Genomic DNA, 21,712 nt, shown 5'->3' on the forward strand with positions numbered 1-21,712 from the left:
TTAAAAAACATCTCAGTCTCAAAAATTGAAACTGAGATGTTGTAGATTTGCGCCTAATTTCAAATTATATTTTATGAAAACTGAAATTGCATTCACCATTCTATTCATAATAGGCTTGATTTTCAATTTTTTTGATTGGCCAGCATCTGGAATAATCCTCATAATTTCATTAATACCATTAGCAACAATTTATTTTTTTGCAGCATTTTACTTTTTTTGTGATAAAACAATTAAAAAGTCTAATATTGCTTTATCCATAATTTCTGGGTTTTTGCTTTCCATAGTACCCGTAGGTATTCTTTTTAAATTACAAAATTGGCCTGGAGCAGAAGTAAACCTTTTATCTGGAATAATTACTGGAGTAATATTACTTCCAATAATATGGTTGCTCAAGGTAAAAGCTTCTAATGACTTACTTAATTACTATAAAAGCATGATAATCAGAACGACGGTTTTGACTTTTACGGCAATATTCTTCTATGTAATATAGAAAAGGAATAAATAATTGAGATGAAACAAATACTTTTACTCTTCAACTAAAAGCTCAAGATTTTTTTGAAGGAGAGCTCAACTACAAAGTTGAATAGAATCTATGATTAACTTCAGAAATACCCGCTTAGTTCTTAACTATTACATATTAAACTTTAGTCTTTTGCCAATTTTGAGAAAGCAAATCATATTCAATTTTAAATAATTACCCATGGAAGATTATATAATTAATGCTTTAATTATTGCAATATTTATTTATGTTACTAGAATGTTTTGGATTTTTTCAAAACGTAAGCAAACTTCTCAAGGTAAATTACTTTTCAAAACTATTTCATTATTTATCCTATTACATTTTATTGTCTTTCCTTTAATCTATGTAGTACAAATCAATAGGAACCCAGAAAGCATAAAAATTGAAAAAAGTATAATCGAATCTGAAAAAGAAATTAAGCTCAAAAAACTAAAGAGTATTAAACAAAGAACCGATTCAATTTTGAATAATAATAGGGAGAAGTATATCTTAACTAAACTTCTTCACACAGATAAAAATTCATTAGAAAAAATTATATGGAGAGAAATAGATGATAGCCGACTCGTATTTTTAGATTCAATTATCATACGAGGTAATACTAAGTATAGAGTTATTCCTGATGATGATATTAGAAAACTTGTTACTATTTATAAATCAGATGGAACAAAATTAATAGAATTCAGTACCACGAGTAAAAAAGAAAATCTTGCAGAAATTATATTAGAATATCTTATTGATTTGAATTCAGAAGTGGATCTGATTAATGAGCAAATAAAAATAGTTGAATCTAATGCATTTTGGAATTACAGACAGGTCTTACCTTATACATTAAACATCCTCTTTACTAGTAACTTTACACCACAAAGCAGGACAGCTAATGTCATATATTTCATACATAATATTATGGTAGCTGGATTTTTATTAACTTTTATAATCGGTCTATTTCAAAATTATTTATTAGTTAAAGATGAATAAACCTTTTTCTTATTTATAATTCCTCCACTCCAAACGCCTTAAACACCATCCGTACCTCATAAGGATAAAGCAATTGCCTTCTTCCAGTATCCAATCCTTCAATTTCTTTTAATTTTAATCGAAGGGTTTCTCGACTTATACCAAAATGTAAAGCCAGTTCTGCTTTGCTCCAAAATCTCATTTCCACGTTATTCTTTTGGTCCATTTAAGTTCTTTTTGAGCTTCAGGAACCAAAAGTCTACTTATACAATAAACAAATTCCTGAAACACTACTAAACTAACTTAATTCCAACAAAAAACCAGAGCTAAAACAGGCTTATACAATCTCATTTGCACACTGATTTCGAACCATATTTCTTTGATGTAAAACAAAGAATTATGTTCAAGTGGATCGCCGGTGGATTGGCCGCTTTTTTTTCGATTCGATACTTGTCCCGATTACAACGGGCCAGTACCAATATTACCTCTCGTATACGGGTGCGTATCCATAAGATCAATCTTACGGGGATCGAACTGAAAGCAGAAGTACAATTACAAAACCCCAATCCGGTATCCCTGAATATTCAACATCCATTTATAAAAATTTTATTTAAAGATAAACTGTTGGGTAGTTCCACGGTTGAAAACACAATCATTCAGCTTGAAGAGAATAGCCAAAAGAATTTTGATGTAAACATTCAGTCTGCAGGATGGCTAACGCTGATTCAGATTTTAGGAACGAAAGTGGTAAGCGATATCCGATCTGGAGCCCCTATTCAATTAAAGATTCAAACTCAGGTAACAACGAGGGTCAATGGACTGCCATATGAAAAAATGGATAACATCATACTACAACTCTAATGCAGGCACAAGCAAAACGACATATCGGTCCTGGAGATCAGTTTTCTCATTTAATACCCAAAAGTATCAGTAGGGATACTATAGTGGTTGGTAGCGGAAAAGCCCAGTTAAAAGACACCCTAAACTTAATGAAGCAAATCATTAAAGAAACCAAGGGAGATACTGTAAAACTTGCCTCAAAACTAAAAGGTCATAATGTAGTTGAGACCTGTATGAATATCTGGCAGTTTGTCTATGATCATATTCAATATACCATGGATAAAACAGGGATAGAACAAGTACGCAGGCCATCCCGTACCTGGGCAGATCGAAAAAACGGGGTTGATTGCGATTGCTATACGGTTTTTATAGGCAGTATCCTTTCTAACTTAGACATTCCTTTTAAAATGAGAATTACCAAGTACGGAGGTAAACAACACTTTCAACACGTGTACCCTATTGTACCTATACAAGGGGGACATATTACAATTGATTGTGTGACGGACAAGTTTAACCATGAAGTCCCATATTCCGAAAAGAAGGATATCAGTATCAACGGTACCGCAGAAATAAAAGACATATCCGGACTCAGTGGAGTGGATATGGCTGATATCAGTTTGGATGCTATAGTACAGCAGCGTATTCCATTACTGGAGATTATTCCAGGTACAACAATCATGCAGTGTAGCTTGCCCAAACCCATACATATAAAACCAAAAAGTAAAGCTATAAAATCTGGAACCATCCTATCCCCTTTTCGATTTGAGGATAGTCCCAATACAGAAACTATGGGAATCAAAAAGGATTTGAATTTACTCAATTACCTGATCATATCCGTGATATCAGTTTCTGCAGGAATTGGGGTATTAAAGCTATTGACAAAAAAAGCTCAGGGAGCCAAACAACTAAAAAATAAATCGGGTCAACGCCCTAAATAAGAAACGTATGGAATTACACAGACTAGATGGAATTGATGGCGAAGGGATAGATCATATGGATATTACAGAAACCTTTACCTCACAGGAATCTGATATGCTACTAAATGGCATCCATGATGCCGATATTGCTTATGAGATATTAGATGAGGATGGCAATGTGATCCTTTATGCCGATGCAGAAGAAAATATTTATGTTATTGATGGACTTGGAGGCTTTTTTAAAAAGATTGGACGGGGGTTAAAGAAGTTTACCCGTAAAGTAGGTAAATATGTTGTTAAGCCAGTGGTAAGAACCTTCAATCGTTTTTTAAATCCTGCCACCATCTTGCTTCGTAATGGGTTTTTACTAGCTATGAAGTCCGATATGATGAAGGTTGCCCGTAGACTCCGGTATGGGTATCTCAGTCCTGCGCAAGCTAAGAAAATGGGGCTTGATATGCGCAAGTATGGAAAGCTTCGAAAAGCGGTGGAAAAAGCAGAAAAAATTTATCGTGTTGCCGGAGGTAGAGGTAGAAACCTTCGAAAAGCGATTCTTACCGGAAAAGGGAATAAAGATCGGAAGGTACCACTAAGTGGATTTAGTTTAGGAAGTATAGATGGAGGACCTACAATCTATAACGATCCATTTGAAAAGTTCGTAATAGAATCTGATCTGGATACTTTTGAAGCGTTCTTAAACAACGAGGTTGAAGTTGATGGATTGGGTGCTGTGGCTACTGGAACCGCAGTAGCTGCTGCCAGTGGTGCCGTAGCGAGTGTGGCTACGGTACTTAGTAAGATCGGAAACATCTTTGGAAAAGCCAATAAGGTTGTGAGTCAAGTAAGCCAGGTAAAGCAGCAGGCGCAAAATCTGTTTCAAAAACCCAGGAGACTTCCTCCAAGACCCTTACCTCGTCCACTTCCTCGCCCAATACCAAGAACGACAATACGGCCTACCCGGATAATGAGAGGGCCTGCTCGAAGAGTGATTACAGCAAACAAACCACTTCCAGCTAAAACCAATGCAGCAATAGACGATAAGCAAAGCTGGATCGAACGAAACAAAACCCCATTACTTATAGGAGCTGGAGTTCTGGTTGCCGGAAGTGCTATTGCCATTGCCGTAAAATCGAATACAAAGAAATCAGCAAAACCCGTTTCTGGGGTTCCACAAAAAAATACCAAGCAAAGAAAACCAAAAAATAAAGGTAGAGATGCTTTAGGTAGGTTTACTAAAGGACATACCCTAAAAAAGAAAAAAACCAGAAAGCGAAAGACCACAAAGAAATTGATCCCTAAGGCTTTGTTGTAAGCAAAAAATGAGTTGAATCAAAAATTGAAATAGCAAGTAGAGATTTCCGCTTTTGCGGAAAACTATAAAAAGAAGTTTTATCATGAAAACAAAAACAAACGCAAAAGATAGTCTCCTGGAAGTAGGGAAACATTTAAGTACAGGAGTTTTAGGTATGGTAGCTGGTTCTGCCGTAGGAAGGTACTCCCTCGCCCTTGGTGCGCTGACCATATTCGGGGGAGCTTACTACGGTAAAGATTGGGTTACTTCAGCAGGCGTCGGAATGGCATTCTCCAATGGATTTGGAGGGAAACCAAAAACGACTAATGGTATCGATGGCATACAAGATAACCTGGAAGAAGCCAAAGATCGTGCTGTAAACTCACTTAAGGCCATTGGTAAAAAACTGTACCTGGATAAAATCTCACCTTCTATGGCTCAAAAACTCTCTTTGGGGAATCTGGAAGATCGCCCCCTGGTATTTATGGGGTCTGATATGGTGGATGAAGGTGACTTTGATACCGATGAAATTGATGATGTTATCAGACGTATTGGAGCTGGAGAACCTGTTCCTACCGCAGATATACAGGAAGATTTTACCGAAGGAATTGATGGGGATATCGGAACTACAGAATTTGGAAATTTTGATATGACCGAATTAGACGGAGCTGAAGATATCACAGAACTCAATGCTGTAGCATAGTTACTAGATTATAATCAACATAAATAATAACATTTAAAAAAAACATGAATAGTATGAAAAAAAGCTCAAGAGCACAATTCTTAGAAATTGTCAACGCCCATATCTCACTAAGGGATCAGGCAAAAAAGTATGATCCGGCTATGGTTAAAGTAGCCATGGATATCAAAGAAGGAAGGTTACAGCTGGCAGATGCTGCCTATTATTCCATCAAATTCGCAGGCAACCGAGCCAATATTGATATGTTCGAAACCCAGGATGCTAAAGAGATTGGAATTACCAATGTCACCCAATCCAAATTACAAAAAGACCGATTGTTTTTATGCAATCGTATCATCCTGTTAGCTGCTGAGATTGAAGGTGATCTTCCTGATAGTGATTCACAGCTTAAAAAAACAATTAAACAAACCAACTTTGATAGTATCAAGAAGGTGGCAGGATTACAAAATGGGGTGTTCTCTTTGGTGGCCAATAAGAAAACAATTATCGATGAGCGCCCTATGCAGGAGTTTGTGACCGATAACAATCTGATGACGAATCTAGGAACCTACTACCTGGAGAGTCCGCGCTTTATTCGAGATGATGAGGAGTTTGAATTCAATATTGAATTGGGTGATGATGCCCCGAATAAAACCCTGGTTAAAGTAGTCCTGGCAGGAACGGTAACGATTCCGGCATAAACCATCTGATTATGGAGAAAAACACCAAAGAAACCCGAGTCACTTTTTCTTTTACGGTTAGTGAAGCCAATAAGTTGATCACTATTGATAACCTAGAGCTGCCTAAGCATACTAAAATGGTAAAAGGACTCCAGATGATCTCAGATTATCCGGATAGGTTGTATTACCAGGGAAGCCAACGTATTGAAATTGGTGGAGAAGAACTCTTCCCTGATGGCTTTGATAGCAAGATATTGATGTCATCTCTTAGTGTAGCACCAAAGGAACGCTTTTTTGAGCTAGGAGATGTCTTACCTGGAGATCTGTCTGTTAAGGTTCGATATCAGGATAAGAATCACAGTAATGCTGATTTTGATGAAGGGTATAAAGTAAGCCTTATAATACTCATAGAGGAAGGCCTCTAAGAGGCATTTAAAAATGAAAATATGAAGTGTAGGATTCAGTTAGGCAATAAAGAGGATAGTAAAGGTGTTATAGTTCGCAGGAAGTTTGTGCCTATACAATTTAAAATCACTAGGGAAAATCAATTTGTAAACGCATCGGCCAAACTTCCTTTTACTACCAATAAAGTGATTGGGGTGCTAACCACCAAACAGGTAAATACTTGCAACAAAGCTCCCTTCACTTCAAGATATTATACAGGGATTACCGATAATCAAATAGAAGATGCTTCCTTTTTGGAAAGTAACCCAGGAGAAGTGTATACAGGCTCCTACCCTCCTGATATTACTTATGGTATTTTCTCCGAATTCAAGTGGTGGTATTTCGCTCATCCTATTCTGGATAAAAGGCCTACTATCACATTGAATGGATTTGATCTTTCCATAGATCCGAAAATTGTTTCTGTTAGCGTAGAAGGGCATTGTGATCCACAGGAGTATTATCTCTGGAGTGGAATTCTTCCCTTAGAGGGAACCGGGGTATCCATTTCCTTTAGCAATTCAATCCAAAATAACGAATTATGATTCTAGGAACTTTAACCCTTCAGCAAAAAAGAGGGGTTTTTTATAAAGAGATACAGGTGGCATCTGAAGATCGATTTTCTGAAATAGAAAACAAGGAATTAAGAGGAATAGTAACTCCTTCAGATCATAAGACTACAGAAATCTTTAGGGTCACTCCAGTTGATGAATCTGGGAATTCCGATTATATCAATGCCATCTTTGAAGATGATGGAAAAGTGAACTATCCTTATGAAGTTACAGTATGGCTCCTTATCGAGTCCGATGCTCAGCCGGTAATGGGCATTTAAAATAGATTATTAATCAGACATCTCAACTCATATGCATGAGTGAGATATCAAAACACGCTATGCGTGATGAGAGAGGAATTTGCAATACAATATGCCGATAGAAGGGCAAAAGAACGAGGGTACGATACGTATAGAATAGTCTATAGGGAGTTTGTAATTCCTGCTAAAGGAATGCTCAAATTCCAGGCAAATAATGAGCTCTGGCTGGTTACTCATATTGCATGGGGGCTGATTGTAAAATCTGACTATGGTAGGTATGAGAATTGGTTCACTCAGGGAATTGTAGAAAACTCCCATGAGCATGGGGATCATATTGAGATTAGAAATGCTAAAGATGAACAAGGTATGATTCGTTTTTTACAAGTGATCTTAAAAACTAAAGATGATGGAAGCAAGGCATAAAAAACCCGGATCTGTACGATTAAACGACACACAATATCAGGAAATGGATAAACTTGGCTTTACTAATGAGAGTGCCTATGTGAAATATAAAATGGATCAGGGACAGTCAAAGCTTGAGGTTTTAAAATCACCTTCTGATCATACGGTGAGAGCATTGCCAGTGGTCAGTGAAAAAAGACCGCATTCTGGTGCAGTGGAAGATCAGCTCACCATACAGCGATTATCTATTGAAAACAGAAAGCTTCAGGAGAAACTTGAGGAGATCACTAGGAGCAGCGAAAAAACCTTAAATGGGGTACATCATAAAGTACATTCCATGCTTCAAGAAGAACTGCAAAAAAGAGATCATGAAGAACTCAAAAAGGCTTTTGCAGCCAGTAAAAAGAAGATGGAACAACTAGAAACAAGCCTTGAAAAATCTAACAAAGAAACCGAAGCAAAACAGGAAGAGATCGAAGCCCTGGTTAAGAAATTAGGATTTGTAGAATTAGGTAAGGCCTTGCTTCCCGGAGCCATCTCTGGATTAGCCAAACAATACCCCAAACAAATGCAAGGGATAGCAAGTACTCTGGGAAGCTTAGGTCTCAGTGCAACGGGCACTGTGGAAAATGAAATGAATCAAGATCAGGATCATTTATTACAAATTCTAAATTACTTAAGAGAACTATTTACAAAAGAACAATTTGGGCAGGTTATAGAGCTTATGATGCAGGTTGGAGAACAAATTAAAGACGATACTCACCTCATTCAAAAAATGGCGTACTACATGGATCAAATACAAAACAAAGAGTCACTAAGTGACAAAGCTACAGAGTAGCATAGTACACTACAGAGCATTTAAATCTCGATTATCGAGTAAACTTTGATTCTTTAAGACTTAGTAACACAGAAACTTTAAAAAATGAACACACAAATCACAATAGGATTAAAAGTACAAGACAAAACAGAAGCACATCAGGTTAAAAAGGCTTTTGAAACTATGAACAAACATTTTGGCGCAAAAGGGATCATCCGAATGGAACAGTTATTCCTGAAGGATGCTTTTATCCGAAACCTGGTCAAAATGAAACTGGCATAGCCAGAGATTAATTAAAAAAATAAACTATGGCATTACCCGCAGCAACACTTGCAATGCAAGCGATAAAAAGCAAACCAAAAGTAAAAGTTAGTTCGAAAGTAACTACTGTACTCTTGGCTACTGGATTTGGCCTGGGAGCTTTTTTTGGAGTGCGGGCTTTGGTGAGGAAGTTTAAACGTAATACCCGGGAACGTCTGGCATTGCGTGAAGGTAATCCGGCAAGTTTTGCCACCCAACTCAAAATGGCTTTTGAAAATGATAATGCCTTTGGGTGGGGAACCGATGAGGAGATGGTATATCGCACATTAGAGCAAGTACCATCTGCCTCACTGATGCGAAGAGTACTGCGAGCCTATAAAGATTTATATAATAGTAATCTTTCTGCAGATTTGAAAAACGAACTGTCCACACAGGAATATGCTATCGCCCTGGATATTATCAATTCAAAAACATAAACCATGAAAACGCAAGCACTCGCAAAGCGACACACTAAAAATAAAACCCAAAATAAAGCAGGGGCTCAAAAAAAATACATCATCTACGGTCTTGGAGTTGCTGCCCTTATTGGTGGTGGATACCTGGCTTATAATTATCTTAGAAATCGTAAGGTCACAGCTAGAGGCACAATAGACCCTATCACTCCACCGACACCAAGAGGTATTGTGACTACTCCCATACTTCCTGTGGCTTCTTCCGGTAGTTTTCCACTTCGAAGAGGAGCCAGAGGTTCCCTGGTACAAATGGTGCAAAATGCACTGTTGCAAAAAGGAGGACAAGCAGCACTAATAATTAAAGAAACTAGTTTTAGAAATGGTAAGGCTGACGGTATTTTTGGAAGAGGAACAGAACGCGCTTTACGTGCTGCAGGATTTTCTTCTGCCATTACACAAAGTACATTTACTTCTTTAGTAGGCAAAAATACAAGCTCTTCTTTTGGGGGTTGGGGGGCTGTTGCCAAAGAACTGATTGATGCAGCGAACAAACGAAATCTATTTGGAGTTCTAAACGGACTGAAGAAAATAACTTCTCCAAGTCAATACAGACGGGTAAGTACTTTTTTCAAAAATGTTAAAATCCTGGGAATCAGGGTGACTTCATTAGTCAATGCTCTGCTTAGTGTAGCTTTTAAATCTAAAGAACTGGAGAAAGTAAAAATAAGAGCAGAATTCAGAAGAATGGGACTCAAACAAAATTCACGTGGGGTATGGTTTGTTCCAAGTTTAGGTACTCTTGGAAATTTTGATCATATGAGTGATCAAATTGAACAGGAATGGAATCTGGCTGTGGTAGAAAAACCAACTTTGCTTAAAGCTGAAGATGGATCCTTTATCGTCCCTGAAATAGCACCTAATACTGTAGTAGGATATATAACAGGAATGCAGAACGGAATGGCAAGAATTCTCACTCAATCGGGGGAGACCGTCTATGCCCCTACTCAAAACTTGTCCTCAATGTAATATCTAAATATTAATCTGTAAACAAAAAATCATGAATAAAACAATCGAATGGATCAAGAGACTTTTTGATAAGCTAAAGCCGCTATGCGGATACTTTAAAGTATGGAGGGAATTATCCTCCTTGGCAGTAGGACTAATTCTTTGGATTCATAGTGCGGTATTCCTTCGCTGGATTGACCCCACGACAGGGATGTATGATGCAGGAGTATTTCAGGTATATCTCTTTGCGATCATTGGCATTTTTGTACTTCACGGGATTGTACGTATTCTTATGAAACTCATTTGGCCCACATCTGAACATTACCTGGATCATCATTTTCAAGAAGACTTTAAAACCATATCACCATGGCAAAAACTAAAATTATCCACCTCTATATTCTTTGCTTTTTTATTTGCAATAGCATTTTTAGCCAGGACGCTATAAGCCCCCTAACCTCCAAAGGAGCAATTTCTTTAGAAGAAGCTGAACTGCGAAAATGCGTCAAGGAGTTGTACGATTCTCAAGTTGGAGTTCGTGAAATCGGAGGAGAAAATCGAGGGGACCATGTAGAGATGTATTTAGCTAGTGTAAAACTCGGACCAGGATATTCATGGTGCGCAGCCTTTGTAAGTTGGTGTTACCAAAACGCGGGAGTCGATGCTCCGATAAGTGGATGGGTTCCAAGTTTTGCAATGAAAAACAAACGTATTTACCAACGAGGTAAGTTTCTAAAGAGAAAACCACAAATGGGCGATGTTTTTATGATATGGTATTATAAACTCAATCGTCCCGCTCATATTGGTTTTGTAGATCATTGGGGAGAGAAATGGATCACAACAGTAGAAGGCAATACTGGTGACGATGGATCAAGAGAAGGTGATGGCGTATATAGAAAACGTAGATTAAAAAAACAGGTGTGGGCAGTATCTGACTTCGTCGGTAGCACCGACAAGCAATAAATTATCAATGAACAACTAAAGAATGTTATCAAAGAGCTTACAAATATTACGAAACAAAGGGTACAAAATCTATAGACAACCTTATAGGTTGAATATTGTAGGCTATAGAAGTCGGTTTGTTCGTAGTAACCAGTTTGATGATGAGATACACGTTTTTTATACCAATGACAAAGGGAAATGGGTATACCATATCTTTAAAGCCACCACGGATCCAGGACAGTATTGGTTGGAAAATCCAATGCATCCACAGGGAACGGCTTTTTTAAAAAAAGGACAATATAAGTATGCCTATAGTTTAGGATTGCATAGAGGAATATACCCTGCGCTCATACAAACCGCTCCAGTTACTATTATTCGAGATTATGAACGAAAAGGGTTGTTCAAATGGTTTGAGTCTGGAGTTACAGATACTGGAAGATTTGGCATCAATATTCATAGAGCGAGAAAGCAAGGAACTACCAATGTAATTGATGACTTCTCTGCCGGATGCCTAGTGTTTGCCAATGCCCAAGACTTTAACCGTTTTATGAATATTGCAAAGCAACATCTACTTCGCTATGGAAATTCATTTACAGTGAGCTTAGTAGATTTTAGAGATGAACGCAGGCGACGATTAAGTCATGTGGCCTGGGGGATGGTTATTTCAGTTGGAAGTCTATGGCTATTAAACAGATTGAATTAGAACATGAAGCTATCTAAAAACACAAAAAAGGCAGGATTGGCATTGATGGGAAGTATGCTCGGATTTATGATAGCCAAAAAATATACTCCTAATGAAACCTATCCTTTCATACTGATAGGAGGATTTATAGGAAGTTGTCTTGGTGAAGAGTTGATTGTTGAGGACTTAAATAGAATTAAGAACCATGAAAGAAACTAAATTACAATCCATTTATTTTGAAGGAGAAGAGCCTGTAAAAATTAGGGCATATTATAAATATGAATTGGCAGCACTATACAATATTTGCACTAAAACCTTCTCTTCCTGGATTCATATTTACCTAGAGGAATTAGAACAGTTTGGATATAAAAAAAGTACCAAACTTCTTAGACCGGAGGTGGTGCGTTTTTTGTTCGAACGATTAGGGGAACCATAGCTATCAATAGTTATCTAAATATCCCTGATGAAACAAATACATTAGAAAACCAATAATTAATACTAATATTAAATGTGGAATCAACGTAGTCCCTCCAACTTTGCCTAATTTGGTTTTAGTTTCTTGTTCTGAAAGATTCTCGTTCAGTACTCTTGAAATTTTTCTATCTACTTCCAATTGGTAGAACTTATTACCGAAAAGACCTAAAACGGAAGCCCATACAAGGCGAGAAATAATATCCAACGAATTGTACGTTTGATAAGAGATTAAATAATTTTCGTAGAGCGTTTCCTCGATAAAGGCTTGTAAAAAAATTAGTACGACTATAAATGTAAAAGTGAGGTACATTTTTCGATATAATAACCAGAAAATGCCTAGGAAAAAGGCATAAGGATTGAATCTAAGTTTTCTTCCTCGATCATAACTTTGGATTACATCTAGGTAGTAATCATCATTGTCTCCAAAAAATATTTGATATTCTCGTTCAGTGTGTTTCAAAATAATTTTTTTGCAAATATAAAATTCAAGCATTAATTCTTAGGATTATTAAGAACCAATCCGAAACCAATTTCGGATATTCTAATATCATTGTTTAAAAAAACAATGATAACATCTCCTTTATACGGTCTAGGAAAAATGGCTAAAACCCCAATCACCTATTATGGAGGCAAACAAACATTAACTAAACGTATTCTAACCTTAATGCCAAAGCATAATCTGTATTGTGAACCTTTTGTAGGTGGAGGTGCCGTATTTTTTGCTAAGGAACCAAGTAATGCAGAAGTGATCAATGATCTCAATGGAGATGTAGTTAACTTTTATCAAGTTTGTAAACAAGAGTTTTCAAAACTTAATAAACTTATTCAGGCCACGCCTCATAGCAGAAAACTACATGTGGAAGCTGCTGCTGTACTTAAAAATAAGAAAGAAAAAGATAAGGTGAAGCGAGCTTGGGCTTTTTGGGTGCAAACCAATATGAGTTTTTCAGCAAGGATATATGGAGGATATGCATACGAGAGGCAATCTAACGGAGTATCAAAAACAATTTTTAATAAGAAACGGGCATTTACCAAAGAAATTTGTGATCGCCTAGCTCTGGTGGATATCGAATGTAATAATGCCCTCAAAGTAATTAAAAGTAGAGACACAAAAGACACTTTCTTCTATTTGGACCCTCCTTATTTTAATTCAGATATGGGGCATTATAAAGGATATTCGGAACATGACTTTAAAGAGCTATTAGAGGTTTTAAGTAAAATCAAGGGAAAGTTTTTATTGAGCAGTTACCCTTCAGACATACTTGAGAAGTACAAAAACAAAAATAAATGGTTTCAACATTCGATAGAAAAAAAGATTGCGGTAACCAAACAAACAAAAAAGAAAAAAATAGAAGTACTTACTGCCAACTACGATATAGAAAAGATAAAATCAGACTTGTCAGGTATTCAAGAGTTGGAAAGATTGGTGGTAAGATCCAGAGCCTTAAAACTGCAGTTACAAAATCAGTACTGATTTGGAACAAAACAGAACCATTCCGAAAGTATAATATGACAACTCGGTAGTATTGTTTTTATGAGAAAACAGACTATTTCATTTGATAATTATCCAAAGTCCATTAGTACTATAAAGATCAATACACTTCCTAGAATTCTGAAAGAAGGGCATCAGTTCTTTATGGAAGCTAAGAACTACTACTACACCGAACCCATTATTAAAGAAACCATTGACATCTATCTTGAGAGACTAAATGCTCACCTACTTAAGGAGAGGCAACAAACACAATTGGATGGTATTTCAGTAATCGAAATTGACTTTATAAAACGATTTCTTGATATGCATAAAACCATACAGTCCAGAGATGATTTGAAACGCTATATTTTTGATCTTCAAAAAGCAATTTCAAAAAAGGAGATTAGTAAAGATTCTTTGGTAGCCGATCATCTGATGCAAATACAGCATAAACTGATTGCTCAACACAACAATCTTATTTTGAAAGAAAAAATTAAAATCATTATCAATAGAAAATGGTTGAGACAACTAAGAAGTATAGTTAAAAACCCTCCCGAGTTGAATGATATGAATTCAAAACTAGGAAACTTAACTAATGGACTATATCCTAAACCCAAAGAAAGTACATCTCTGTTTTCTCCAATCAATGAACAATCTCTTGTAACGAATAAAAACACCTTTAGACTTAAGGGAGCCTTAGGAGAACTACTAGGAGATTTAGAAAAGTTTGAACTTGCGATTACCGTTGAAGGAGATCAAGGTGGCGGAAAGACAAGGTTCACCTACCAGTTAGCAGATGTCTTTGCAGAGATTGGTAATAAGGTTGCTATTTTCTCTTTAGAAATTGGGAGTAAATCCGATTTGATTACCCGAATGAAAAAAGAGTACCTCAAGTCCGAAAACCAACACAAGATTTTTATAGCTGATCAGTTACCTGAAGGATATAAAACGATTCAGGATGCGACTAAAAGTTTTGATGTAATAATTATTGATAGTTGGAACAAGACAGGATTGCCTTCACAAGATTTTGATAAACTACGAAAAGAGAATCCTGACACCATATTTATTGTGATTTTTCAACGAACCACTCAAAAAACCATACGGGGAGGAACAGCTCCACTTTTTGATGCCGGTATTAATATCGAGGTTGTGAAAGCAGATGATTCTTTTAGAAATAACTATGCAATTACTTCCAAAAACCGATATGGTATTACAGGGATCAAATACAACATCTTTAGCAAAGAAATTATGGGTACTACGGAGATGGATTCCCAACCAGTAGCAGATTATCAAATCTAAGGGAAAAGATACCATCTATTTGGTGGTTTTATTGAACTTTTTGCTTCAAACCTGGAATAAACCCTATTATGTTCAATAAAACGGTTCATTTTCTAAGTTTATGATTTAACACTTAAATGAACTGATATGTTATTTGGATATGCACGTATAAGTACCCCATCTCAGAAATTTGATTTGCAAATCGATGCTTTATTAAAAGCAGGAGTAAAAGAAAAGAATATTTATAAAGATGTTTCTTCAGGAGCAAAAGCGAATCGAAAAAATCTTGATCTACTTGTTAGTAAATTACGGGAAGAAGATATCGTCATTGTTTGGAAGATGGATCGAATCGCTAGGAGTGTTTCGCATATGCTTAAACTCGTTGATGAATTTGAAAAATTGGAAGTTGGTTTTAAAAGCCTTCAAGAACCTTTTATTGATACAACATCTGCTCACGGAAAATTTGTACTAACTATCTTTAGTGCAGTTGCCGAAATGGAGCGTAATATTATTGTCGAAAGAACATTGGCTGGACAGGAAAGTGCAAGGAGAAGAGGCGCGGTTATTGGCAGACGAAAAGGACTTGGTCAGAAAGCAGAAGCAAAAGCCATCTTAGCTGAAAACTACTATCGAGATGAAAAAAATCAACTTTCTATTTCTGAAATTATGAAACTAGTTGATATTAATTCAAAAGCAACGTTATACAAATATCTAGCTCATCGCGGTCGTAGAAATTGCGTCGTTTGTAAAGCTATGTTTTGGGATAAAGATCAAAATATCGATAATGCTTTTTGCAAAAAACACTATAACAAAAGGAAAAAAATAACGAAGGTTAATAAAAAATCCTTATTTTAAACCAACGTAAACATTACAAATTACCCCTTATCTGGATTAGTTCCGGGTAAGGGATTTTTTGTTTTTGAGAGAGATTTATAATAACCTCAAACGATTATAAAAGTGTTACTGTGGAAAACCGTAATAATTGTTTTAATAATTTATAGATATTGTGGAGTAAATAAGTTCGGTAATATATTATATAACTAAAAAGAGTAAAATTATGGCACTTAAACCAGGACCAAAAAGAATTGCTAAAACAACAGGTAAACCAGATAGAAGACAGAGAGATAATAAAAATACTCCGGGAAACACACCAAGTTTAAAACCTTCTAAATCAACTAAAAAATAGTTTGATCCGACTTTGAAAATTAAATTTAAAGCTAAACAATGAATAATATACAGATGAATGAAGCCGAAAGCCGTCACAAAAAATTCCTTGAATCTGAAGAAGATTGTGATCATCAATATGGAAAACTTAAGGAATATTATTTAGGTACTGCTACTGGAGATTACAGATGTTCCAATTGCTATGCAGAATTATAAAGTCTAAATGAACTATGAAAAATAGAGGGTCAATATGGAGAAAATGGGATTTGCATATCCATTCTCCGGCTTCAATTATACAACAATATAATAATACACCAGAAGGTTGGGAGAAATTTATCAATGCACTTGAAAATTTGCCAGAAGAGGTCAAAGTAATAGGCATTACAGACTACTATTTTATTGATGGATATGATAAAGTGATGGATTATAAAATCAATCAAAATAGATTAGAAAATATTGATAAAATATTTCCTATATTGGAATTTCGTATTGATACTTTTGGAACAGCAAGTGAAAGCAAACTTCAAAAGATAAACTTGCACATACTTTTTGATTTAGACGAAACCTCAATAAATAAACAAATACAAAAAGTAAAAAAAGAATTTATTGAACAAATACCGATAACGAAACTAGAAAAGCATAAGACTAAAGTGCTAAGTATCGAAAACTTATCCTATGAGGCTGATGGTAATTTACATGAGGGGTTTTCGAATCTAATACCTTCTACTGATAAAGTATTTGAATTACTAAATAGTTCTGAATGGGTAGGTAAAACTTTTTTATTCTTAGGATATAAAGAATGGAGTAACTTAGAGAAAGGGCAACAATTAAAACCCTTCAAAGAAGACTTATATTCTAAAGTAAATGCTTTTTTCAGTAACAACTCAAATACAAATCAAAAAAATCAACAATGGCTTAATGAGTATGGAGATAAAAAATTACTTCACTCACTAGATATACATGGATTTAATGCCTTAGACACTTATGAATTTGATGGAGAGGGAAAAAAATAGAGATAAAAAATTATCACTGTCATACTTGGATAAAAGCAGAACCAACTTTTGAAGGCTTAAAGCAAATAATTTATGAATCAAAACTAAGGTGCAAAATACAGAAAGAAAATCCTGATATTAAAATACCTCACAAGTGCATAAAGAGTGTTTCATTTAAAGGTCATAACGATTTTATCGAAAATAAGATTTTTTTTAACAATGACTTAAATACAATAATAGGTGGAAAATCTTCAGGAAAATCATTACTCCTACATTACATTGCAAATACAATAAACTATAAGTACGCAGTTAAACAGCAAAACCCTAACAATAAGAATATTGAAGATAAGTTAAAAGATAAATATGGTTTTTCTGAACAAGAGGGTTTTGATTTCGAGATAACTTGGAATGATGGTGTAACTTACAAATTTTCAGAAAGAGAAACAGTTAAGGATAGAAAATTTGTGTATATCCCTCAGTCTTATATTTTGAATCTTACTGATAATATTAGAACGAAATCACGAAAAACATTAGGAAAGTTTATAAGAGATATACTGTTACAAGATGAAAAAAGTAATGAGTTATATAAAGAATTTCTAGTAGCAGTTAAAAACCTAGATAATTCAAGAGATAGTCAGATAGATTTATATTTTAAAAATGAAGATGCGGTTGAGACACTTGAAAAAGAAAAAAAAGGTATTGGAGATAAAGAGGGAATTAAAAACTATATAGAATCACAAGATTCAGTTTTGCAAACTCTTAAAAAGAATGCTAACATAACAGATAATGAGTTAAATAGGTATGACTCCCTAAATAACAGGTTAGAAAAAATAAATACCTATCATTCAGATTTAAAATTAGAACTAAACGAAATTAAGGAAAACATTGAACAACAAAAATCTTCTTTTTCTCATGAGTATAGTGCAGAAGACTTCGAATATAATTCAGCTAAAGAATTCATAGAAAAATATAATCAAATAGCTTTAGAATCTGATAAAAAGCTAAACAGCCTAAATAGTGAGATAGAAAATAAAGAATCATCTATTAAAACAAGGGTTGATAGCATAAAGCTCACTATAGAACAAGAGTTGAAGCCAATTACTTCCAAATTAAAAGAGAAAACTAAGATTAAGGCTATTGAAGACACTATTAAAAAAGAGAAAACTAAACTTAATAGAATTGAAAAAATAGAAGAATCAATTAATGGACATCATACACAAGAAAGAATAAAAATTAAAGCTAAAATCATTGAACTTTATAAAGAAGCCTATGATGAGTATGATAAAATAATTGATATTTTAAACAAAAGAGGGAAAGATTTTGAAGATATTAACTTGATAGGAACTGTAAAGTTTTATCATAAACGGTATAGAGAAAATCTTCTTCCATTTTTTAATCGAAATTCTACCAAAACCAGAGAAGTCCTTGATTTAAACTTATGTAAAGACCATGGTAATTTATTACCTGATGTTGTTTATAATATTCATTTTCAAGAAATAGAAAGTGTATTTGATAAGATTGTTAATGATGAACTTCTTTTTACTAAACATAGAGATAAAAAGGATTGTGTAAAAGCTCTTTTTAAAGACGAATTTTTTGATTACTGGGAATTGAAAATTAAAAATGATGAAATGGCTAATATGTCCCCAGGTAAAGCCAACCTTGTTATTTTAAAATTATTAGTTGAGTTAAGTGAATCAGATGCTCCAATATTAATAGACCAACCAGAAGATAACCTTGATAACAGGTCAATATATCATGATTTAGTTCAGTTTTTAAGAAAAAGGAAAGATGATAGACAAATTATTATAGTTAGTCATAATCCAAACATAGTAGTTTCTGCTGATTCTGAAAATGTAATTGTTGCCAATCAGAAAGACCAAGATGAAGGAAGAGATAATAAAGAATATAGATTCGAGTATATAAATGGGGCTTTAGAGAACTCATTTAAACTTTCAGATGATAAGAAAGAAGATATAGGTATTTTAAAATCTATGGGAATTAGAGAACATGTAACAGATATTCTTGAAGGTGGTGAAGAAGTATTTTTAAAACGAGAAGAAAAATATGGCTTTTGAAATAAGTGAAATTATTCAATCAGATGGCAATAATTTGTTTTACGTAGAAGAGTAAATTGAAAATTCAAAAAAGGCAATAATTAAATATGGAAGCTTTACAATCAGAGCCCGAAAATCGAAATTTTGAGTATTTTGAATTCCACATTTATTCATAAGGATATTATTATTTATTACTAGATATTAGAATATGGATGAATGTTTTGCAAAAGGAGCATGTTAGATTAATAAAGTTCAATAAAACGATCACAATATAATTATGATAGAAACAAAATTTAATTACGTAAAATAATTGCGTAGTTTGAAAAGAAATTTGTCGAAAAACATGAAACTAATTCAAGAAGGTGCTTTTATATCAGAAATAATTTTCCAAGTAGATCTTGTATCACATGCTCACGAACGTTTAAAAAAATCTGTAGATACATTTGATCATATCGGAATATGGTCTGCGATTCAATCTATTTTGATTTCGACAAGTAATATTTCAAAAATTCTGTCCCCAATAAGTAAATATGCGGAAAGAGGTGAGGAACTTAGAAAACTCCTGAATATTGATCCAAAATGTATTGAAGAATGTAGAAAGTTTAGGAATAAATTTGAACATTATGATGAATTCATAAGCGATTTTTTTGAAAACAATAACATCTCTTTTTATACTGATTTTGTTATGAATCCATCCTTACATTCATTTAGTGCGGAATCTGTCCATAGAGGATATAACTCTCACAATAACACTCTTGTTATTCGTGGGAAAATTCTTGATTTAAATAGTGTAATAGATGCTGTCAAAGAAATAAAACTTAAGTGTAGAAGGTTATTACTTTGAAATAAGATAAAAATACTAAGGACACTAAAAACTTTTAATATCTGAAATATCGTTATTACATGGAAAAATCAAATCCACAAAATTATTGCTCTATTAAGCGACCTTGCTTAAAGGACTTTTTATTTAAAAAATTGAAATGTATCTTTTAAATTTCTAATTCCCTATGGTGTGGATTCTTCTTCTCCAATCTCCTCCGCACTAGTAACAAAATACTTTCCTGCAGTATTATAAGAAATTGGACCTTCATTTCGAAACATGTCAGAGAGTCCTATAAACTCTTCTGGTGTTGGAAATAACTGGGTTACTTTTCCTTCTCCTTCGAGTCTATAATAGAAGAAAAACCGTTTTTGACCCACACTATACCCTAACCAATAGTTATCAACTTTTTTAAATGCCATAATTATGTTTTTTAATTAGATATCAAATCAATACACATTGAGAAAACATATCAAGTTTAGCTGCTACATGATTGTCATAACAATTGATTTTTGATTGACAGAATAACCTCATAACAAAGGTTTCATTGAACCTCTTATTTATCCCTAAATTTCTTAAATAGGCAAGTATTAGTCAAGGGGGAAAACTCTAGAAAATAACAGGAAAAAACCCTGTATAAAAAAACGGAAACATTCCTGTGTCAAAAATCTATGTAATTCGTAAGTATAAATCTTTGAAAAAGTTACATTTGGAGATGAAAATTTACGCACACAATGAATACTCTAAAAAACAAATACGATTTCGAATCACGCCTAGCTACCAAAGATGAAATAACAGCTCTTGTTGAATTTCTAGCCGAGAAAAATTGGCAGGATAGTCTTAAACATAAAAAACCATCAAGATCTAAGAAATCTAAACTAGAAGCGGAAAATTTTATTAAAAAAGAACAACTGATTATCCAAGAGCTTATAGGAAAAAAAGTATTGGTACAGGATTATAAAAAATTTGAGGTTTCGATTTTTGTTTATAACTATATTGAGGAGCATGATAAAAATACTGTTACTTCTTTAACCAATAGGATACTCAAAACTAAAAAAGGAATGGAGCTTTTGGAAAATGAAGATATCCTTTTTAATGTAAAAGGTTTAAAAAACAGAAAGTATCATACAAAAAAAGTGAGATCCGGTAGGCATAGTAGGCCCAAAAATGAATCCATCCAAAAAACCCTTGAAATTAAAAATTACATAAAAACAAATCCAGGATTAAGAATGGATGATGTTTGTCAAAAATTTGGTTTCTCTAAAACAACATACTATCGGGCGATTAAATGGTTAGAACATAGAGATAATTAATTAAGGCCTCAAAAACACTAGCACATCATTATAGTTACTCTTACTATTCAATAAAATAAAACTTCCATTTTTTGATCTTTTGTTGAAACCATGTTGAAACCGCAAGAAAATACTAAGGATCAAAACTACGATTAAGAAAAGTCTAAAAACAAAGAAACCCCTTGATATATCAAGGGGTTTTCTTAAGTACTGAAGGCGGGACTTGAACCCGCACGGCCATAATGGCCATTGGATTTTAAGTCCAACGTGTCTACCAATTCCACCACTTCAGCATGGTATATATTGTCTCAGAGCGAAAGACGGGATTTGAACCCGCGACCCTCACCTTGGCAAGGTGATGCTCTACCCCTGAGCTACTTTCGCAGTAATTTAAGAACTTCGCAATGCGTTATTGCGGATGCAAATTTAAAACATTTCTACTAATACCAAAGTCTTTTTTGCAAAAAGAATAA

Annotated in this window: 32 protein-coding genes and 2 tRNA genes; 29 read left to right on the forward strand and 5 right to left on the reverse strand. The window is 34.4% G+C overall.

Annotation, left to right across the window (positions count from 1 at the left end):
* Positions 1-73: 73 nt before the first annotated feature.
* Positions 74-490 (forward strand): hypothetical protein, encoded by a 417-nt coding sequence (locus tag JJQ60_RS08685; protein ID WP_201918724.1) that lies wholly within the window; start codon positions 74-76, stop codon positions 488-490.
* Between the two features lie 210 nt (positions 491-700).
* Positions 701-1,495: a hypothetical protein gene (locus JJQ60_RS08690; protein ID WP_201918726.1), complete on the forward strand. Its 795-nt coding sequence runs from the start codon at positions 701-703 to the stop codon at positions 1,493-1,495.
* A gap of 13 nt (positions 1,496-1,508) precedes the next feature.
* Here JJQ60_RS08690 and JJQ60_RS08695 read toward each other — a convergent pair whose 3' ends face one another.
* Entirely contained in the window at positions 1,509-1,676 is a 168-nt protein-coding gene (locus JJQ60_RS08695) for a hypothetical protein (RefSeq protein ID WP_236669072.1), read from the reverse strand.
* Between the two features lie 197 nt (positions 1,677-1,873).
* Between JJQ60_RS08695 and JJQ60_RS08700 the strand changes: the two genes are divergently transcribed.
* The 18 genes from JJQ60_RS08700 to JJQ60_RS08785 all read left to right on the forward strand — a co-directional run bounded on the left by JJQ60_RS08700 (position 1,874) and on the right by JJQ60_RS08785 (position 12,127).
* Positions 1,874-2,335, forward strand: coding sequence for a hypothetical protein (locus tag JJQ60_RS08700; protein ID WP_201918730.1), 462 nt, complete (start codon positions 1,874-1,876; stop codon positions 2,333-2,335).
* Positions 2,335-3,252: a transglutaminase-like domain-containing protein gene (locus JJQ60_RS08705; protein ID WP_201918732.1), complete on the forward strand. Its 918-nt coding sequence runs from the start codon at positions 2,335-2,337 to the stop codon at positions 3,250-3,252. Before JJQ60_RS08700 ends, JJQ60_RS08705 begins: the two co-directional genes overlap by 1 nt.
* A 7-nt stretch (positions 3,253-3,259) precedes the next feature.
* Positions 3,260-4,543, forward strand: a complete 1,284-nt coding sequence (locus JJQ60_RS08710; RefSeq protein ID WP_201918733.1) for a hypothetical protein — start codon at positions 3,260-3,262, stop codon at positions 4,541-4,543.
* Positions 4,544-4,625: 82 nt separating this feature from the next.
* Complete coding sequence (locus JJQ60_RS08715) at positions 4,626-5,225, forward strand: hypothetical protein (RefSeq protein ID WP_201918735.1); 600 nt, start codon at positions 4,626-4,628, stop codon at positions 5,223-5,225.
* A gap of 44 nt (positions 5,226-5,269) precedes the next feature.
* The gene (locus JJQ60_RS08720; RefSeq protein WP_201918737.1) at positions 5,270-5,902 is read left to right on the forward strand and encodes a hypothetical protein; all 633 of its coding nucleotides are present in this window, start codon (positions 5,270-5,272) and stop codon (positions 5,900-5,902) included.
* 11 nt (positions 5,903-5,913) lie between these two features.
* Complete coding sequence (locus tag JJQ60_RS08725) at positions 5,914-6,306, forward strand: hypothetical protein (RefSeq protein ID WP_201918739.1); 393 nt, start codon at positions 5,914-5,916, stop codon at positions 6,304-6,306.
* Positions 6,307-6,327: 21 nt separating this feature from the next.
* Positions 6,328-6,867 carry a hypothetical protein gene (locus JJQ60_RS08730; RefSeq protein ID WP_201918741.1) on the forward strand — a complete coding sequence of 180 codons (540 nt, stop codon included), beginning with the start codon at positions 6,328-6,330 and terminating at the stop codon, positions 6,865-6,867.
* Positions 6,864-7,154 carry a hypothetical protein gene (locus JJQ60_RS08735; protein WP_201918742.1) on the forward strand — a complete coding sequence of 97 codons (291 nt, stop codon included), beginning with the start codon at positions 6,864-6,866 and terminating at the stop codon, positions 7,152-7,154. Before JJQ60_RS08730 ends, JJQ60_RS08735 begins: the two co-directional genes overlap by 4 nt.
* 63 nt (positions 7,155-7,217) lie before the next feature.
* A complete protein-coding gene (locus JJQ60_RS08740) occupies positions 7,218-7,556 on the forward strand; it encodes a hypothetical protein (protein WP_201918744.1) in 339 nt (112 codons plus the stop codon).
* Positions 7,537-8,373 carry a hypothetical protein gene (locus JJQ60_RS08745; RefSeq protein ID WP_201918746.1) on the forward strand — a complete coding sequence of 279 codons (837 nt, stop codon included), beginning with the start codon at positions 7,537-7,539 and terminating at the stop codon, positions 8,371-8,373. Before JJQ60_RS08740 ends, JJQ60_RS08745 begins: the two co-directional genes overlap by 20 nt.
* Positions 8,374-8,457: 84 nt before the next feature.
* Entirely contained in the window at positions 8,458-8,634 is a 177-nt protein-coding gene (locus tag JJQ60_RS08750; RefSeq protein ID WP_201918748.1) for a hypothetical protein, read from the forward strand.
* Between the two features lie 26 nt (positions 8,635-8,660).
* Complete coding sequence (locus JJQ60_RS08755; protein ID WP_201918750.1) at positions 8,661-9,089, forward strand: hypothetical protein; 429 nt, start codon at positions 8,661-8,663, stop codon at positions 9,087-9,089.
* 3 nt (positions 9,090-9,092) lie between these two features.
* Positions 9,093-10,091: a peptidoglycan-binding domain-containing protein gene (locus JJQ60_RS08760; RefSeq protein WP_201918752.1), complete on the forward strand. Its 999-nt coding sequence runs from the start codon at positions 9,093-9,095 to the stop codon at positions 10,089-10,091.
* Positions 10,092-10,122: 31 nt separating this feature from the next.
* Positions 10,123-10,515: a hypothetical protein gene (locus JJQ60_RS08765; RefSeq protein WP_201918754.1), complete on the forward strand. Its 393-nt coding sequence runs from the start codon at positions 10,123-10,125 to the stop codon at positions 10,513-10,515.
* A gap of 65 nt (positions 10,516-10,580) precedes the next feature.
* Positions 10,581-11,030, forward strand: coding sequence for a CHAP domain-containing protein (locus JJQ60_RS08770; protein WP_236669073.1), 450 nt, complete (start codon positions 10,581-10,583; stop codon positions 11,028-11,030).
* Positions 11,031-11,052: 22 nt separating this feature from the next.
* Positions 11,053-11,712, forward strand: coding sequence for a hypothetical protein (locus tag JJQ60_RS08775; RefSeq protein ID WP_201918758.1), 660 nt, complete (start codon positions 11,053-11,055; stop codon positions 11,710-11,712).
* A gap of 3 nt (positions 11,713-11,715) precedes the next feature.
* Positions 11,716-11,910: a hypothetical protein gene (locus JJQ60_RS08780; RefSeq protein WP_201918760.1), complete on the forward strand. Its 195-nt coding sequence runs from the start codon at positions 11,716-11,718 to the stop codon at positions 11,908-11,910.
* On the forward strand, positions 11,897-12,127 hold the full coding sequence (locus tag JJQ60_RS08785) for a DUF4248 domain-containing protein (protein ID WP_201918762.1): 231 nt from the start codon (positions 11,897-11,899) through the stop codon (positions 12,125-12,127). Before JJQ60_RS08780 ends, JJQ60_RS08785 begins: the two co-directional genes overlap by 14 nt.
* A gap of 3 nt (positions 12,128-12,130) precedes the next feature.
* Here the strand turns inward: JJQ60_RS08785 and JJQ60_RS08790 are convergent, their stop codons facing one another.
* The gene (locus JJQ60_RS08790) at positions 12,131-12,625 is read right to left on the reverse strand and encodes a DUF2628 domain-containing protein (RefSeq protein WP_201918764.1); all 495 of its coding nucleotides are present in this window, start codon (positions 12,623-12,625) and stop codon (positions 12,131-12,133) included.
* Positions 12,626-12,730: 105 nt separating this feature from the next.
* Here JJQ60_RS08790 and JJQ60_RS08795 point away from each other — a divergent pair, with 105 nt between their 5' ends.
* The 8 genes from JJQ60_RS08795 to JJQ60_RS08825 all read left to right on the forward strand — a co-directional run bounded on the left by JJQ60_RS08795 (position 12,731) and on the right by JJQ60_RS08825 (position 19,971).
* A complete protein-coding gene (locus JJQ60_RS08795; protein WP_201918766.1) occupies positions 12,731-13,639 on the forward strand; it encodes a DNA adenine methylase in 909 nt (302 codons plus the stop codon).
* A gap of 60 nt (positions 13,640-13,699) precedes the next feature.
* A complete protein-coding gene (locus JJQ60_RS08800) occupies positions 13,700-14,935 on the forward strand; it encodes an antirestriction protein (RefSeq protein WP_201918768.1) in 1,236 nt (411 codons plus the stop codon).
* A 126-nt stretch (positions 14,936-15,061) separates the two neighbouring features.
* A complete protein-coding gene (locus tag JJQ60_RS08805; RefSeq protein ID WP_201918770.1) occupies positions 15,062-15,769 on the forward strand; it encodes a recombinase family protein in 708 nt (235 codons plus the stop codon).
* A gap of 202 nt (positions 15,770-15,971) precedes the next feature.
* Positions 15,972-16,100 (forward strand): hypothetical protein, encoded by a 129-nt coding sequence (locus JJQ60_RS22180; protein ID WP_262896670.1) that lies wholly within the window; start codon positions 15,972-15,974, stop codon positions 16,098-16,100.
* 38 nt (positions 16,101-16,138) lie between these two features.
* On the forward strand, positions 16,139-16,294 hold the full coding sequence (locus JJQ60_RS08810; protein WP_201918772.1) for a hypothetical protein: 156 nt from the start codon (positions 16,139-16,141) through the stop codon (positions 16,292-16,294).
* A 14-nt stretch (positions 16,295-16,308) separates the two neighbouring features.
* On the forward strand, positions 16,309-17,091 hold the full coding sequence (locus tag JJQ60_RS08815) for a hypothetical protein (protein WP_201918774.1): 783 nt from the start codon (positions 16,309-16,311) through the stop codon (positions 17,089-17,091).
* Between the two features lie 2 nt (positions 17,092-17,093).
* Positions 17,094-19,148 carry a TrlF family AAA-like ATPase gene (locus tag JJQ60_RS08820; RefSeq protein WP_394369540.1) on the forward strand — a complete coding sequence of 685 codons (2,055 nt, stop codon included), beginning with the start codon at positions 17,094-17,096 and terminating at the stop codon, positions 19,146-19,148.
* A gap of 322 nt (positions 19,149-19,470) precedes the next feature.
* On the forward strand, positions 19,471-19,971 hold the full coding sequence (locus JJQ60_RS08825; RefSeq protein ID WP_201918778.1) for a hypothetical protein: 501 nt from the start codon (positions 19,471-19,473) through the stop codon (positions 19,969-19,971).
* 161 nt (positions 19,972-20,132) lie between these two features.
* On the opposite strand, the gene JJQ60_RS08830 is transcribed toward JJQ60_RS08825, so the two are convergent.
* Positions 20,133-20,369, reverse strand: coding sequence for a hypothetical protein (locus JJQ60_RS08830; RefSeq protein WP_201918780.1), 237 nt, complete (start codon positions 20,367-20,369; stop codon positions 20,133-20,135).
* A 312-nt stretch (positions 20,370-20,681) separates the two neighbouring features.
* Here JJQ60_RS08830 and JJQ60_RS08835 point away from each other — a divergent pair, with 312 nt between their 5' ends.
* Positions 20,682-21,260, forward strand: a complete 579-nt coding sequence (locus JJQ60_RS08835; protein ID WP_201918782.1) for a hypothetical protein — start codon at positions 20,682-20,684, stop codon at positions 21,258-21,260.
* A gap of 187 nt (positions 21,261-21,447) precedes the next feature.
* On the opposite strand, the gene JJQ60_RS08840 is transcribed toward JJQ60_RS08835, so the two are convergent.
* Together JJQ60_RS08840 and JJQ60_RS08845 are read right to left on the reverse strand one after the other, a co-directional pair.
* A tRNA-Leu gene (locus tag JJQ60_RS08840) sits at positions 21,448-21,532 on the reverse strand.
* 19 nt (positions 21,533-21,551) lie between these two features.
* Positions 21,552-21,623, reverse strand: a tRNA-Gly gene (locus JJQ60_RS08845).
* Between the last annotated feature and the right edge of the window lie 89 nt (positions 21,624-21,712).

This window comes from Aquimarina mytili (assembly GCF_016735115.1).
GTDB classification, from domain to species: domain Bacteria; phylum Bacteroidota; class Bacteroidia; order Flavobacteriales; family Flavobacteriaceae; genus Aquimarina; species Aquimarina mytili.

Bases quoted from the DNA above. Each gene is read 5' to 3' on its own strand.
- JJQ60_RS08800 (WP_201918768.1), top strand. From the start codon at position 13,700: ATGAGAAAACAGACTATTTCATTTGATAATTATCCAAAGTCCATTAGT.
- JJQ60_RS08695 (WP_236669072.1), bottom strand. From the start codon at position 1,676: ATGAGATTTTGGAGCAAAGCAGAACTGGCTTTACATTTTGGTATAAGT.
- JJQ60_RS22180 (WP_262896670.1), top strand. From the start codon at position 15,972: ATGGCACTTAAACCAGGACCAAAAAGAATTGCTAAAACAACAGGTAAA.
- JJQ60_RS08810 (WP_201918772.1), top strand. From the start codon at position 16,139: ATGAATAATATACAGATGAATGAAGCCGAAAGCCGTCACAAAAAATTC.
- JJQ60_RS08735 (WP_201918742.1), top strand. From the start codon at position 6,864: ATGATTCTAGGAACTTTAACCCTTCAGCAAAAAAGAGGGGTTTTTTAT.
- JJQ60_RS08730 (WP_201918741.1), top strand. From the start codon at position 6,328: ATGAAGTGTAGGATTCAGTTAGGCAATAAAGAGGATAGTAAAGGTGTT.
- JJQ60_RS08710 (WP_201918733.1), top strand. From the start codon at position 3,260: ATGGAATTACACAGACTAGATGGAATTGATGGCGAAGGGATAGATCAT.
- JJQ60_RS08830 (WP_201918780.1), bottom strand. From the start codon at position 20,369: ATGGCATTTAAAAAAGTTGATAACTATTGGTTAGGGTATAGTGTGGGT.
- JJQ60_RS08700 (WP_201918730.1), top strand. From the start codon at position 1,874: ATGTTCAAGTGGATCGCCGGTGGATTGGCCGCTTTTTTTTCGATTCGA.
- JJQ60_RS08795 (WP_201918766.1), top strand. From the start codon at position 12,731: ATGATAACATCTCCTTTATACGGTCTAGGAAAAATGGCTAAAACCCCA.
- JJQ60_RS08805 (WP_201918770.1), top strand. From the start codon at position 15,062: ATGTTATTTGGATATGCACGTATAAGTACCCCATCTCAGAAATTTGAT.
- JJQ60_RS08775 (WP_201918758.1), top strand. From the start codon at position 11,053: ATGTTATCAAAGAGCTTACAAATATTACGAAACAAAGGGTACAAAATC.
- JJQ60_RS08745 (WP_201918746.1), top strand. From the start codon at position 7,537: ATGATGGAAGCAAGGCATAAAAAACCCGGATCTGTACGATTAAACGAC.
- JJQ60_RS08780 (WP_201918760.1), top strand. From the start codon at position 11,716: ATGAAGCTATCTAAAAACACAAAAAAGGCAGGATTGGCATTGATGGGA.
- JJQ60_RS08705 (WP_201918732.1), top strand. From the start codon at position 2,335: ATGCAGGCACAAGCAAAACGACATATCGGTCCTGGAGATCAGTTTTCT.
- JJQ60_RS08765 (WP_201918754.1), top strand. From the start codon at position 10,123: ATGAATAAAACAATCGAATGGATCAAGAGACTTTTTGATAAGCTAAAG.
- JJQ60_RS08755 (WP_201918750.1), top strand. From the start codon at position 8,661: ATGGCATTACCCGCAGCAACACTTGCAATGCAAGCGATAAAAAGCAAA.
- JJQ60_RS08825 (WP_201918778.1), top strand. From the start codon at position 19,471: ATGAAACTAATTCAAGAAGGTGCTTTTATATCAGAAATAATTTTCCAA.
- JJQ60_RS08835 (WP_201918782.1), top strand. From the start codon at position 20,682: ATGAATACTCTAAAAAACAAATACGATTTCGAATCACGCCTAGCTACC.
- JJQ60_RS08715 (WP_201918735.1), top strand. From the start codon at position 4,626: ATGAAAACAAAAACAAACGCAAAAGATAGTCTCCTGGAAGTAGGGAAA.
- JJQ60_RS08725 (WP_201918739.1), top strand. From the start codon at position 5,914: ATGGAGAAAAACACCAAAGAAACCCGAGTCACTTTTTCTTTTACGGTT.
- JJQ60_RS08760 (WP_201918752.1), top strand. From the start codon at position 9,093: ATGAAAACGCAAGCACTCGCAAAGCGACACACTAAAAATAAAACCCAA.
- JJQ60_RS08785 (WP_201918762.1), top strand. From the start codon at position 11,897: ATGAAAGAAACTAAATTACAATCCATTTATTTTGAAGGAGAAGAGCCT.
- JJQ60_RS08815 (WP_201918774.1), top strand. From the start codon at position 16,309: ATGAAAAATAGAGGGTCAATATGGAGAAAATGGGATTTGCATATCCAT.
- JJQ60_RS08720 (WP_201918737.1), top strand. From the start codon at position 5,270: ATGAATAGTATGAAAAAAAGCTCAAGAGCACAATTCTTAGAAATTGTC.
- JJQ60_RS08690 (WP_201918726.1), top strand. From the start codon at position 701: ATGGAAGATTATATAATTAATGCTTTAATTATTGCAATATTTATTTAT.
- JJQ60_RS08685 (WP_201918724.1), top strand. From the start codon at position 74: ATGAAAACTGAAATTGCATTCACCATTCTATTCATAATAGGCTTGATT.
- JJQ60_RS08750 (WP_201918748.1), top strand. From the start codon at position 8,458: ATGAACACACAAATCACAATAGGATTAAAAGTACAAGACAAAACAGAA.